This window comes from Methyloterricola oryzae (assembly GCF_000934725.1).
GTDB classification, from domain to species: domain Bacteria; phylum Pseudomonadota; class Gammaproteobacteria; order Methylococcales; family Methylococcaceae; genus Methyloterricola; species Methyloterricola oryzae.
This window is the reverse complement of the sequence record NZ_JYNS01000020.1, coordinates 46,372-59,558: the sequence shown is the minus strand read 5'-3', so window position 1 is coordinate 59,558 and position 13,187 is coordinate 46,372. Positions and strand designations below refer to the sequence as shown.

Annotated in this window: 13 protein-coding genes; 3 read left to right on the top strand and 10 right to left on the bottom strand. The window is 58.5% G+C overall.

From position 1 onward, the window contains the following. The 3 genes from EK23_RS18730 to EK23_RS18720 all read left to right on the top strand — a co-directional run. The coding region (locus EK23_RS18730) for a transposase domain-containing protein (protein ID WP_045226934.1) at nt 1-248 on the top strand (248 nt) is incomplete at its 5' end. 290 nt (nt 249-538) lie between these two features. Beyond that, entirely contained in the window at nt 539-922 is a 384-nt protein-coding gene (locus tag EK23_RS24890; RefSeq protein WP_438941145.1) for a sensor histidine kinase, read from the top strand. Nucleotides 923-1,460: 538 nt separating this feature from the next. Next, complete coding sequence (locus EK23_RS18720) at nt 1,461-2,843, top strand: hypothetical protein (protein ID WP_045226921.1); 1,383 nt, start codon at nt 1,461-1,463, stop codon at nt 2,841-2,843. A gap of 658 nt (nt 2,844-3,501) precedes the next feature. Here the strand turns inward: EK23_RS18720 and EK23_RS18715 are convergent. The 10 genes from EK23_RS18715 to EK23_RS18670 form a co-directional block, all read right to left on the bottom strand. Continuing rightward, nucleotides 3,502-4,767, bottom strand: a complete 1,266-nt coding sequence (locus EK23_RS18715) for a LamG domain-containing protein (protein WP_045226920.1) — start codon at nt 4,765-4,767, stop codon at nt 3,502-3,504. Nucleotides 4,768-4,777: 10 nt separating this feature from the next. Beyond that, the gene (locus EK23_RS18710) at nt 4,778-5,458 is read right to left on the bottom strand and encodes a PASTA domain-containing protein (protein ID WP_045226919.1); all 681 of its coding nucleotides are present in this window, start codon (nt 5,456-5,458) and stop codon (nt 4,778-4,780) included. Nucleotides 5,459-5,490: 32 nt separating this feature from the next. Further along, the gene (locus tag EK23_RS18705) at nt 5,491-7,005 is read right to left on the bottom strand and encodes a PASTA domain-containing protein (RefSeq protein ID WP_145998737.1); all 1,515 of its coding nucleotides are present in this window, start codon (nt 7,003-7,005) and stop codon (nt 5,491-5,493) included. A 65-nt stretch (nt 7,006-7,070) separates the two neighbouring features. Further along, nucleotides 7,071-8,618 (bottom strand): LamG-like jellyroll fold domain-containing protein, encoded by a 1,548-nt coding sequence (locus tag EK23_RS18700; protein ID WP_045226917.1) that lies wholly within the window; start codon nt 8,616-8,618, stop codon nt 7,071-7,073. Then, on the bottom strand, nt 8,615-9,322 hold the full coding sequence (locus tag EK23_RS18695) for a hypothetical protein (RefSeq protein ID WP_045226916.1): 708 nt from the start codon (nt 9,320-9,322) through the stop codon (nt 8,615-8,617). The genes EK23_RS18700 and EK23_RS18695 overlap by 4 nt, the downstream gene beginning before the upstream one ends. Before the next feature lie 96 nt (nt 9,323-9,418). Beyond that, nucleotides 9,419-10,348 carry a hypothetical protein gene (locus EK23_RS18690; RefSeq protein WP_045226915.1) on the bottom strand — a complete coding sequence of 310 codons (930 nt, stop codon included), beginning with the start codon at nt 10,346-10,348 and terminating at the stop codon, nt 9,419-9,421. Nucleotides 10,349-10,442: 94 nt separating this feature from the next. After that, nucleotides 10,443-11,069, bottom strand: a complete 627-nt coding sequence (locus tag EK23_RS18685; protein WP_200892189.1) for a hypothetical protein — start codon at nt 11,067-11,069, stop codon at nt 10,443-10,445. A 78-nt stretch (nt 11,070-11,147) separates the two neighbouring features. Beyond that, the gene (locus EK23_RS22110; RefSeq protein ID WP_052808348.1) at nt 11,148-11,975 is read right to left on the bottom strand and encodes a hypothetical protein; all 828 of its coding nucleotides are present in this window, start codon (nt 11,973-11,975) and stop codon (nt 11,148-11,150) included. Between the two features lie 39 nt (nt 11,976-12,014). Continuing rightward, nucleotides 12,015-12,491, bottom strand: a complete 477-nt coding sequence (locus EK23_RS18675) for a hypothetical protein (RefSeq protein WP_045226914.1) — start codon at nt 12,489-12,491, stop codon at nt 12,015-12,017. 83 nt (nt 12,492-12,574) lie between these two features. After that, nucleotides 12,575-13,162 carry a tetratricopeptide repeat protein gene (locus EK23_RS18670; protein WP_235282204.1) on the bottom strand — a complete coding sequence of 196 codons (588 nt, stop codon included), beginning with the start codon at nt 13,160-13,162 and terminating at the stop codon, nt 12,575-12,577. Between the last annotated feature and the right edge of the window lie 25 nt (nt 13,163-13,187).

The following is a 13,187-nucleotide window of genomic DNA, read 5'->3' as shown; positions in this document are numbered from 1 at the left end:
ACAATAACTGGTTGGAGAACCGCATCCGCCCGGTGGCCTTGGGGCGCCGCAATTGGCTATTCGCCGGAAGTCTGCGTGCCGGTCAGCGCGCGGCTGCCATCATGAGCCTGATCCAGTCGGCGAAACTCAATGGTCACGACCCCTACGTCTATTTGAAAGACGTGCTCACGCGACTTCCGACGCAACCCGCCCATCGGATTCATGAACTTCTGCCGCATCGCTGGCAGCTTGAAACCACTCCCGCTTAGTTCCTCCAAGCGCGATCCGATTCCGGATTGCGTCAACATGGGATCGCCACGCGCTTACGCCACGTGAGCCGGCCGAGTACGTGGAAACCCTGCGCTCCTGCCTGGAGGACGTGGAGCGGTTGACACTACTGGTGGAAGAACTCCTGACTCTGGCTAGGCTCGATGCGGACCGGCAACGGGAACTGGCCGAGACCGTCGCTCTGAACACGGCCGTGGAAGAAGTGCTCCACCGGCTGGAACCTGTGGCCCACGAGCGCCGAGTCGAAATCATTTTTGAGGCCTCACCGCCGATGAACGTGAGGATTTCTCAATGGGCTTTGAGTCTGGTGATAGCCAATCTGCTGGACAATGCCGTGAAATTCTCGCCGGCCGGCGGGCAGGTTCGTATTCGCCTGGCCACAGAGGGTACCGAGGCCGCCATCACGGTATCCGACCAGGGACCTGGCATCCGCGCCGATGAACTTCCCCACGTGTTTGAGCGTTTCTATCGCGGAACCGCTGCACGCGCCGACAGCACTCCGGGTGTCGGCCTTGGCCTTGCGCTCGCGCAGGCAGTCGTTCATCTCCATAAAGGAAGGATCATGGCGTCGAGCTGTCCGGAGGGCGGGACCAAATTTTTCGTCCACCTCCCGCTCACGAGTCGAAATGGCGTAGACCTATCCCGGGATTCTTGAGCGACAGCATTCACTGCAGTACTTGACGTTCAAGTGACTAACCCAAACAAATAGTGAACGACTCAAATTGGACGATGGGTCGGCGGCGAGATTGGGTTCAGGGACGACAGCAAGCAGACATCAGCGGCCATCCCGGCGCGGAATGCCCGTTGTGCACTCAGTGGCAGCCAGTCGCTCACCTGGAATTCTCGGCGTCAGGTCGGCCATAACTGCCACCCGACCTATCTGCATACCTGCCATTTGCGAACGTCAGCTCTGCATTAGTTCATCAGAACGCCAAGCGCACGAAAGGGTCAGTCGAGGTTCGCCTCACCAGGCATTCCTAAACCTCAAATGTGATGCTTCTGGCACGCGGGCTTTCGTTTTGCCGAAGTGAGCTAAGCTTTTCGAAAATCCAACCCGGACTACCAGCGCCGCCTGGAATCGCGTAACGTCGGGCCTTCTTCATGTTTCGCGCCGCCCGGTTGACAAGCTACCGAAATCCTCGACCCTCTCGACCCTCCAAGCCGTCTCGCACGAACAGGAAACCGTGAAAATCATGAAGAACAATGCACTGTATGGAGTTACCCTGGCAATTGGTGGGTTCTGCTTGGCGGCTACGGTTAACGCAGCAGAAGTGCCAGGCACGTTCCCCTATTGCGCTTGGTGGCTTGAGACAACCCCTGAAACCATGAACGTCGCCTACCCGGATACCGAGGCAACCTACTGGACTACCCCATTCATCGCTAAAACGGGCTTGAAACTGAAGATCAAGGGACAATTTCCGCAAGCGCGCTACTTCTCCTTGACCGTTTACGATAATTCCTTCGGTTACTTCACGACGAGTGAGGGAGTCTCTTCCGGCATAGCTGACTACCTGATCGTGCCTGACTCCGGTTCGGTGAATCCTTGGCAGTCGTCGGATGCGGCAAGCGGCGGAAGCTTTACCGTAACGGTGGAAGACAACGTCACTCAAGCGATGTACGAGACTGAAAACACCATTCCGATCAGTCCCAGTACGCCTGTTTCCGGCAAGCTACCCAGCGATATCCGGTTCCTGATATTCAGAACCTACGTTCCGGCGGGAGGCGCTGCCCAAGTGTCGTTGCCTACCGTGACGATTGATGATGGCACGCAGAGCACAGATTTGGCCTTATGCAGCGCAAGCAGGCTCAAGAAACTGGCTAAATTATCGAAGGACGTTGCCAAAGTAACTAAGGCAATTAAAGGGCTTCGCACCCGCACGTCGCAATACGAACCGCCTTGCAATTCGAGTGCTTCCGGGTGTCCGCCCCTTATGGAATTTTTCCTGCCCTCGTCTGGGGTCACCAGCACGGTGTTTCCCAATCCCGACAACGCTTATATCAGCGCGCTGTTCGTGCCGAAAAGAGGCGAAGTCGTTGTGGTCCGGGGCTTGGCACCTAGCAGTCCCAGCGCGGTTGGCACCGGCTCTGTCGGTGACGCAGTTGGCGCCTCTCCGGTCAATTGGCCTCAGACGGAGTATCAAGTTCGCTACTGGTCTATTGCCAACAATGTCTACAAAAAGCCGTATCCGGTGGTCACGTTCGGCCGTGGAAAGCGTGTGGTTTATGGTGGAGCGCCAGACCTGAGCACACCATTGGACACAGAAGGGCGTTATAACGTGGTCATCTCGCACCCAGCGGACAAGCCGAAGAACGCAACAGTAGACAATGGAATTGCCTGGCTACCAACGCAGGTGGATAAGCCCCGCGCTTGGGAAACGTTGATTATGCGTAACATGTTACCGAACTCCAGTTTTACAAACGCCATCCAGCAAATTCCATCAAGCAATTACGGCGACCCGGCCGCCGCTCAGTCGGTAATGGGCGACTATTATCCGTCGATAGCGTCTTGTACCCGAGCCGTTTTCGAAAAGGGGGGGCCGGATGCTTGCTTCGTCGCCTACCAAGGTCGGAAGTAGCACTGGTCGAAGTTGAAGCTTACCGAATGCATACCCCTAGATGGGCTTCGGAACCAATTAGCGGAGCATGGGCCGCGACTTTCGGCGGCAGAGCCAACCTACCGAGCGTGCCTGCGCTCTAAATGGCTTTGGACACAGGAACAGCCATCAAGGAATACCACCAGCTTTCTCCCCAATCACCTCGTTGTTTTCTCCGGTCTGTTGGGAGCGTCCTGCAAGCAGCCACTCGCCGAGCTCTGGGTTTTGGATCGAATGACGGCAATGGCCAATCCTGAAGCCGAGAAATCCACGCGAGCGACTGACCGTCACTGGGCGTTCAACGGACAATCCGTTCCGGTACGGCCACTGATGATTGCATTGCTGCCGTCCCTGACCGCAACCTCGGCGCTGACTGATCGGCCAAACCGGCCACTCGCACCCCTCCCTTGAATTCTTCGAATGGCGTCTTTCAGGAACTCTTCTAAAATCAGCGTCGTTCCCTGATTGCGGACATTTAGATTCTGAAGTGAGCGGCACCTTAAACCGCACTTTGGAAGCCCAACCCGCTCGAGTTCAGAAGATATATACCAACAAGAGAGGACCGGACACTTTCCCCGGTATCTCAATTCCGGTGCGAATTCTTTCAAGGTACGACCTTAACCTTCGCTATGTGAAGCAGCTAAGAAACGGGCTTCAGAAAGCCTTTATCCCTAGACCAGTAAGCCACGAGCCCCGGTTCGTTGCCGTTAAGCCGGAATTCCATGTCGCGCTTGATCTCCGACGCGGAACGTGGCCTATCCCATACCCGGACCTCGTCGATCCGGGCTGCCACGGGTTGGAGATGGCCATCGGTGCGCAAAGCACCGATTGTAAGAACGGCCTTCGTCGAATAGAGGATCGGCCCTTTCGCCAGACGCGAGCCATCGCATAGCCGGCCGTTCAGATAGAAACGCAGCACGGAACCATCGTAAACCCCCGCCAAGTGCTTCCAGACCCCAGGGGAGATTGGCTCATCGGCGGCCACCACACGCGTCTCCGTAGGCGTGCCCTCCGTGACCAAGGCAAAGCCAAACTTGCCGTCGAACAGACCCATCAGCCATCCCTTTCTCAAGATTTCGCTGTGAAGACCGGCATCCACATACCCGTCCACCTTAGGCCCAGATCCAGCGTCCGGCGCGACCCAAGCTTCCACCGTGAAACCGTGCGGAAGATGCGTCGGCGGCAGAAAGTTTTTGGGGCCTTCGCAATATCCGCCCTCGAGCCGCTCGGTCGTCAGCGGGCATTTTTTCAGGCTGCGGCTTTCTCGTAATCCCTGGACACGTTGCCTGATTGCTTCGTTCGCCGTCTGCCGTTCCAGTTGCTGGAAAATTCGCTGCTCCAGGGCGGCCGGTGGAGGTATCGGTACCAGCTTGGTGCTGACCCGGCTCGTCATGTCTGCCCGAAAGTTGTAGGAGCTCGCATAGCGCGCGTCCACCGTTGTCGCGGTAATGAGGGTCTTGGATCGCGAGCCGGGGGCACGTCCGCCAATCTCGCTGCGGGGCTGGTCCGGGCTGTTCCAGACCTCGGAGACGGCATCTGCTTCTATGGACTGTCGCTGCAGCCGGAGAGTCAGCTTGACGTCGATGACAGTATCGACGAACTGATAAAAGGTCGGAACGAAGCCCAACTCCATCAGGCTGAGCCGATTCGGATGAGCATCGCCGTTCTCGTCGTAGCGATAGCCGAATTCAACCAAGGTATCGAAGGTCGGCGGGTCAGCATGGGCCAAAGGCTGGCCGGTCTCATCCCTCCGCAGGACATGGCCACTCATGAATTCGGCGGCGCGCATGCTGGCCTGGTCCAACTGGAATTGCCCGTCGGCGACGGCAACTGCGACAGCGCGAATGACGTCTCCTAACGGCGCGCCGCTGAGTTCCGAGAGAATGGGTTGATCCTTTGCAGCCATGACTCGATTCCTAGGTGGACGCGGCTGGAGGCATGGAAGCCTTGCCAGACAAGGTCAGTACCAGCTTTCGTCCGGCCGGTAATACGCTGCCGGCCCCCGGTTGAGTGCTTGCGATGGTTTCATCGCCGCGGGGCTCGATGAATTCGTGCTCAAGCCCGTGGATGATTCCGAGTCTGTCAAGCAAGGCCGTGGCGTCGGCGTAGGTCTGGCCGAGCAGCTGCGGCACCACCTTCATCCCGTCCGCACCATCCGAGGCGGGTACCGGTACGACCCGGAACTTGAGCTGGCTGCACGCTTGCAAGCGGTAGTCGTAGGTGTTGCTGAAGCTCGCGTCCACCGGCGTGGCATAAAGCTCGATCCGTCCCGACGGTTCATTCACGGCCGGGACGGCGCCGGACGGCGCTATATTCGGGACCGACGAAGTCATGGTTTCCTTACCGGAGGCCGACAGCGTTACGTAAATCTCCGCTGTTGCTTCTGGGATTCTATACCAGGTGGGCTGATAGCCGAGGTCGCGCAGTTCCCGATAAAGCACGTCGTCACTACCATAGATGGCCTTGAAGGACTCGAGCGTATGCTGGTCGAGCGCCCATTGCGCCTCCGCCACGCCCCGCCCGACGGCGGCGATCAGTTCACCCAGAGGCGCAGAGAGGGCCTGTGTAATCTCGCCTAACTCATTTGCTTTCGGCATTACGAACTCCTATTTTCTCAAGCAACCGCGGGTTACGGAGTGCCATCCGACCCTCGCTGACTGGCACGGCCGAGCATAATGATCACGGGAAAACCGAACGGCCTTTCCAGACCCGAATTCGGCTCCTGACTGATCACTCGGTCGTATAACTTGGGATCTTCGATCGCCTGATCGAGAGTTTCGACCTTGAACCCGGCGCCTTCAAGCAGTCGATGCGCCGCCAGGAAGGTATTTCCCCGGACATCAGGAACGCGTGCCAGCTGCTCCTTGGGTTCCGGTGGACGAAGCGCGAAGCTCAAGCTCAGCGTGGTGAGCTGCTTTGCCTGGACATCATCAACGGGAAGCGGGAATTGTGCCAGTAATTCGCTCTGGCCTTCTTTTTGAAGCGGCAGCAGTTTGGCTTCCAATCCCACGCTCTGCAAATAATAGCGATGCAGGTCGGCGGGCGTCTGAAGCTCCATGCTGGCCTCCCGCACGCTGCTGATGAAGGCCTCGGTGAAGTCATGCAAGGTAACCTCGCCTCGCGGCCCTGTGGCTGTCTTCCATTTCTCGAATTTAGTGTCTTCGGTCGCCTTGGCCTCCTTGGTTTTGCCGGGTATGGCGTTTTTTCGCGCCCGTGCGTCAGCCAGTTGCCCTTCCAGTCTCGCGATATGCTGATCCAGCTCGTTGTTTGTGAAGGTTCCTTGCTCGGCTGTATCCCTATAACCTTGGATCTCCTCCGCTTTGGCTTGCAATTCTTGCCGGCGCTTTCGAAGCTGCTCTAGGCTGCAGTCCAGCTTAAGCGACGAATCGGCGGCGGAAAGCCAGCTTCCCCCAGTGAGGGTGCCACGTGTCTCCGCCGAGGCGAATCGGGAGGAATTCTGTAGCTGGCTGCCGGAGCCTTCGCCGAGCACCCAATAACCCACGAGGTTGGGCTCTTGGCCGTGGAGCCGGCGGTTAGCGAGTTCCTCTAGTTGTTCCGCAGGTTCGTTGAGCGGGGTTGAGCCGCCCCACACGCGTACTTCCGCAAAATAAAGCGCCACCCCCGCGACCGTATAGCGCGGTTCCCACCCCAGAATGATGGCTCTGACCGGCATTCGCTCATAGCGGGTTGGAAACCTTATGAAGTTGCACCAAGGTTGCCGCGGTTCTCCCTGGAGGACTGCCCAGCGCACCCCGTCCCCGTTCACGCTAAGCGACCAGGGCGTCCATTGGTCCTTCAAGAAATTGGAATTGAAAGTTTGTGAAAGATCATAAGACAGTCCATCGACCGACCTTTGTGCCAGGCTAATCAATTTGCAGACAGAGCCATCTTGGACGACGAGATGCAGAATTCGTGTGTCATATCCCGTGATCGATCCGAAAGTGCTGAACTCAACCGTGAATGATGAGTCGCCGCCGAACGCTGCTCGTTCTCGGGGGAGCGGGAGCGTAATGGTTTCAGCAACAGTCGGAGAAGCGAGGTAGCGCTCGACGTCCCCGCTCACGCGGCCATCAAGCGCCTCCCTGAGAGTGCTCAAGTTCATCGGACCCAGCCTTACCGCCGGCACGGAGTTCAAGTCAGCCATCGAGTCCTGCTCCAGACATCAATGTTCGCTAGATTTCGCATGTTGATTTCTCCATTTCGCTCAGGTCACGGCAGCACTGCCGGTCCGCGCCCGACGATGATAGTCACCGTCATTTCCATCTCCTTTGCACCCTGCGTGGGCTTAATTACGTCGAGGACTCGCCCTTCCTGCTTGCTGTCGGCCACTTCCTGATAAGCGACAGCGACACTAAAGCCCGCCTGCTCCAGTTTTCTTCGAGCGTAATCTTCCGACGCGTCCCACACAGCGGGTAGCTTCACCGGTGCCCCTTTGGGTTCCTCAGGCATCTCCCGAAACCGCAGTTTCAAAGTGCTCAACCTGTCGGGGTCGACGACCATGTCGGTGGAGGGCAGATAGACCCCTCGGCCCCCGGGGCCGGGCATCATCCGAATCTCCAGGCTAGCGGTGGCGAGGCCGTAAAGCGGGCTCGTCCCGCTGCCCAGTGCGTTACGGCCTTTCGCGAGACCCTCCTGCACCTTGAATATTAAATCTTTCAGGTCCTTCGGCGGACTCTTCTCCAACTTGCTCAATTCGGCTAGCCACGCTGCCTTATCGGCTTCGATACGCTTGATGTGCTCGGCCATTTCGCCTTCCGCCTTCTCCTGCTCGAGATGGACGTCCCGTTCAGCGTTTTCGACTTGGCCTTCGAGCTTAGATACGCTCTCCTTCTTTTCCGGGATACCCCGCTGCGCGAGCCTAGACTGGTGTTCGGCAAAACGTGCCATCGGTTCCCGAAGCCTGAGCAAGGCCTCCACTTGAGCAAGCTCGCGCTCGGGTTCCAGTGGCTCCAGCCATTCCCCCGGGTGCCCATCCGCACCGTGGTGCTTCATGAATTCCATCCGCCCGCCTTCACGGTATGTCCAATCGCCTTGAGCACGACGGAACAAGCCGATGCTGATTTCCAAACCGGAGTCGGCTTGCCAACGGCCGCCTACCATCACGCCGTCGTTCCCGAATTTGTCACCGGTGCCCCCGTCGTGCGCGCTGTCTACCAGCATCCGTCCTTGGCCCTCGTCGATTCGCCAATAGCCGATGAGTGGCCACTCATTTCCAATCAGGCTTCTGGTTGCCTCTTGAATCAGCTCTTCCGGCGTCTTTTCTCTCGCCCATAAACGTAGTTCGGCGAACCAGTTGTGAGCCGATTCGCGTCCACACAGATACAGTAACTCCAGGCGATAGGCCAACGGCTGGATTGGCGACACTGCGGTGTAATGGCGCTGCTCCGAGGGAACGTAAACGAACATGGTCAGCTTGTCGCCAGAAAAAATAAGCGCGAGATGCACCCATTGCCCTAATTCAAGGGGCTTTTTAAGAGGTGTCGGAGCGTTTTGACGGGACGGGAAAACCCCGTAAAACCCATCGTGCCCGAACCTGAGAACCAACCTATGGTGCTGGCCGGACTCCGACCTGACATGGGCCTCGAAAACGGACCTACCGCCATTTTCTGCGGGATAGGCCATAGGCTTGAACCAGAAAGCGATCGAGAATGCCCTGACGTACTTGCCTTCTTTTAAGGGGATCGATGCAGTATCCATCACCGCCCCTCCCCCCAAGGCCAGCGCGGGTGGGACGATACGGTAATTAATGTCAGTCATGGGTTCCCAGTCGTCTCGAAAATCATGGTCTTGGTTATGCCCATGACGTCGATGACCACGGGGACTTTACGGCCTAGCGCCTTCTCTCCGATCATCAGCGTACTCGTAGCCTCGCCCCTCGGATCGGTCCGCGCGATGACGGCAGACAGCGAGGTTTCAGCCAGTACATTCGCCTCCTCGGTTTCAGTGCCCAACGCCGGATTCACGCGTTTCGCCAGGCTCCTATCCAAATTGAACTCGACTTCCACATTCGGGAGGTTCTGGCCAATCGCCGAACGAACGGAAACCTTTATGTCTATGGCTTTGTCCGATCGAGTCCACGCGATCGATACGATAGGAGGCGGCGCGCCACCATGTATCGGCACGGCCACGAAACTGCCCTTTATGGTACTTGCCGCAGCGGCGGTGGCGCTGTCGACTTCGCCGGTTTCCAGGCTAATGGGCGTCGCCGCCAGATAGGCGCCACCTACGCTGCGGGCCATATCGCGTTGCAACCCTGCGGTCTCCGGACGCGTGGCGGTGAGTTGGAAGAGCAACTTCAGCTCGAAGTCCACACGAGGTAGTTGGTAAGTCACGGTGGGTTGGCCTTCCTGGCCTACGACGCGGAGTTGGCTGATATAGCGCTGAGCGTGGTTGATGCTATTGGCGAGACTAATCAGGTACTCGTCGATGCTGGTGTTGATTTGTTTTGTTTGTTCAGCCATGGAAGATCGTACTGTGTCTTTTTATTTGTCATCACGGGCCTCTCCTTGGCATTTACGGGCGGGCGGCTTGGCAAATCGAGGGTGCCAAGCGATGGATCAGACCGAGAAGCGGTTGCGGCCCCTGGAGCCGCCGGTCCGCATCTCTTCCCGCCGCTGCTCCTTGCGCAGTTCCGACGCTCGATCCCTCCGCGTATCCCGGTCTTCTTCCCAGCGAAGAAATTCCTGCCTCGCAGTAGACTTGGTTGCGACCGGGCGGCCGTCGTGCGTATTTGCGTCAAGGCGACGGGCATCACGGCACTCCCCCCAGTGGGCCTCGAGTCGGCGATCCAAAAGGGCTTTCGAGCCTGCTTCGGCGCGGGCCCGGTCCCATCGCGGAACGTCCCTCAGGCTGGCCCCATCACTTAGCCTGTTCTCCGCTGTCCTGCGGTCTGGAGTGGCTGTCGCCTGTCCAGGGCCCGCAGAGCCGATTTTCAAACTGAAGGCTTGGGCTGTATCACGCCGGGCGTCCCGCCGCGCCGCCCATTTGGCTTCCAGCAATTGCTTCCGGGCAGACTCCTTTGCCGCTTCTACGCGCTCCCGGTCCCAGCGCTCGCGCAGCTTAATGCGTTCGGTCTCTTCCTCGCGGCGTTCCGCAGCCTTGCGGGCGCGCAGCGCAGCCAGCCGTGCTTCATTCAAGCGACGCTCTAAAATGCGCTTGGCCTGCTCCTGCCTCCGCTCGTCCCGAAGGCGCTGCCGCCGTTCCTCCAGGCGGGTTTCCTTGGTGTGCACCTTAACCGCGAACATCAGCGCGGCGCGCTTATCCTCCGGCGCAGTTCCGCCCCCGCCGGCCAACGCCTTGAGCTCCTTTTCCAGCCGCTCCCGTTCCTCGAATAGGGCCAGGATTTCGTCTGGAAGCTGCGCGTCCTCGCTGACCGCTTCCTCTGCGGAGATCTGCCCATCGACCAGCGGTGCCATCGCACCGTTCTGTGACTCCAGCGCGTCTTCTTCGAGCAGGTCCTGCCAGCTTAGGTAAAGGTCGGTTGCCATAGGTAACGGTAGGTGGGCTCTGGCCGGCTTGCGTAATGTCTTGCGATATCTCCGTTGGCGACGGCGGCGGCTTGACTACGGCACCTGGGATGTCTCAGATGGTAGCCGCACTTGTCGGGTCCCGCTTTTGCGCCCCCTCGACAAGCAAAAGCCGAATGCGCTCCTCCAGAATGGCGGGCGGCGGCACGGGAACGAGTTTGGTCCGCATCAGGCTTGAGCCCTCTGCGCTGTACTGGTATTTGGACGCAAAAGATGCACTGACGGTAGAGACGTTGAGGCTAGCCGTGGCTCGCGCGCCCATGAATCCCATGGACGCTTCGTACCCGACCTGGGAAAAGAGGTCGAAAGTGCTGCGCGTGTCGGACTTTTCCCGACTCATGCTGATCGACATCTTGATTTCGATAATGGTATCGACGAACTGATAGAAGGTTGGCGTGAAGCCGAGTTCGAGCAGCGAGTACTTATTACCGCCAAATTCTACGAGATTCCTGCTCGAACTGCTGACCGTTGTGGTCTTGCCGTCGCCTTGCCCGTTGGTTTCGAAGGCTGCCCCCGACATGAGTTGCGCGATCTTGAGGCTCGTCATATCCAAGGCCAATTGCGCTTCGGCAATACCGACCGCGATGGCTTTCACCATTTCGGGAAACGGGACCTGCAGCAAATCCTGGCCGATGTTGTCCGGCTTAGGGGCCCCGCTATTCTTAATGACTACGTCGTTCATTAAATTAGCTCCGATGGCTAGGCGTTAAGACAAGCTCACGCAATCGACCGCGATTCTGCCGCTCATTAGGTTCGACGCTTATTTGGTTTCGGTTTTGGTCGAAATACCCTTTCGGTAGGCGCTTTCGATTTCCATCAAGTCGCGAACGCGCGCCTCCAAAGCAGCGGGCGGCGGCACAGGAACCAGCCGGGTTTTGAGCCAGCTCGAGCCGCCCGCATCGTAGCTGTACTTGCTGGAATAAGCGGCGTTTACGTGGGATGTCGTCACCTGGGCATTCTGACTGCCATACACGCCGCCGTTGTACCACCACCAATGGCCGGAGTTCTGATGGGCAGAATTGGTGTTGGATTGTCCGCTGCTCCTAGAGTCGTCCGTCGTGCCAATGACTCTGCAGTCCATCTTGACCTCGATGATGGTTTCGACGAACTGGTAGAACGTCGGAACGAAGCCCAGTTCAATCATGCTGAGCTTTTGGGGGATACGGAGATGAAGCGTTTTAACGGAGGTTACTGCCTCATATCCCATCGCCTGCTTTTCATCCGCAGTCGTATCTCTCGCTTCCTTTTCAACGACCCCGTTGGTTGCGGTAACTTTACCGCTCGCGTTAAAGGTGAGAGTAACGTAGGTGTAGCCGAAGAAAACGCGGGAATCCACGATGTGCGGCTTCTTCTCGGCCCCATTAGAACCTTGTCCGTCGCCGGCCAGAGGTTTGCCGTTGGCGTTCAGCAATTCGCCAGTATCGAGGTCGCGAAGCAGGCGCTGCCCGCTCATCAACTCGGTGACTGTCATGCTCGCCTTATCCAGTGCCCATTGCGCCTCGGCAATCGCCAGCGCCATGGAGCGGATCATGTCCCCCATGGGAACATTGAGCAATTCCTGTCCGATGTTTACACCACCTACAGCCATCGTGCCTCCTGATTAGTCTGGAATGATGGGGTTGACCCGCTATTCTTCTTTCAGCTCGGTCTCCGTCGGCCGACGCGTGTCGCGGGGCGCGGACTGGATAATGGCCGCCAGTGGCTCGGGCGGCGGCAGGGACACGATTCGTGTCCTGATCTCGCTGGACGCCTCCGCCGTGAAGGAATACTTGTTGCTGTACGAGGCATTGACCGATGCCGAGAAGATCCCGTATTTCAGGCCCAACTTCGCGCCTACCCTGAACTCCTGCGACTGCACACTGGTGAAAGCCACCCTGGCGATGATGGTGGCCTCGGAGAAATGGTAGAAGTTAGGCATGAAACCGAGTTCCAGCATCGATTTTTGGGGTAGGCCCGGAATGCTCGTGTCGACCTTCTGGAGTTCCCGGACGACCTCGATCGTTCGCTTGTCGAGCATCAATTGGGCCTCGGCGATGGCCGCTCCGAGCGTCTCCACCACCTTCGGCAGCGGCGACTGTTCCAACATGTGCGTGACGCTCGTCATAATCGGTTCTCGGCGGACTCAGGTTAGGTCACTACAATCGATAGCTCGCTTCGGCAAGGTATCGCGCTCTGCCAAGTCTTTCATCAGCGGGACGCCAGCCCGAGAATCAGCGATTCGTTGGGCAGCTTGACCGCTCGCGCCGCATCGACCGTTTCGGGTCTGACAATAAAGTACCTGTTTCGCTGTTGCTCGGCGACGATGCGCCGGGAATCCACCTGCAACCCGCGCTCTACCCAGCCGAGCAGCGTTGCCGCGAGTGGCAGCGACCAGCCGAGCGCCTTGGCCTTTTCCACCGCCCGGCGCAGGGCGGCGGATGCCTCCTCGCGCTGACCGGCCTTGAGGTGTGCGACCCCTTGCCTTTGCAGGATGTGCGCGAGTTCCATTTCGGTATGAGGCGTGCTCTCTGAACCGGCCAACAACGCGAGGGCCTTGTCGCAGTAATCGAGTACCTCGTCGTAGGCCCCGGTCAGTTCCAGAGATTCCAGTACGCATTCCAAATAGTGGCGGAATACGATCTCGTGCTCGCCGGCCTGCACGGTCATGCGAATGGCTTCCCGGTAATAGGCCAGTGCCCAGTCATGCTTACCTTGCAAGGCGTAGCATTTTCCCTGCTCGGCCACCCCGATGTGGCTGGCGGGCATCGACACCTCGGGGCTATCGTCAGTACTCATGCAGGTGGGCGTCAAGGCTTCCACG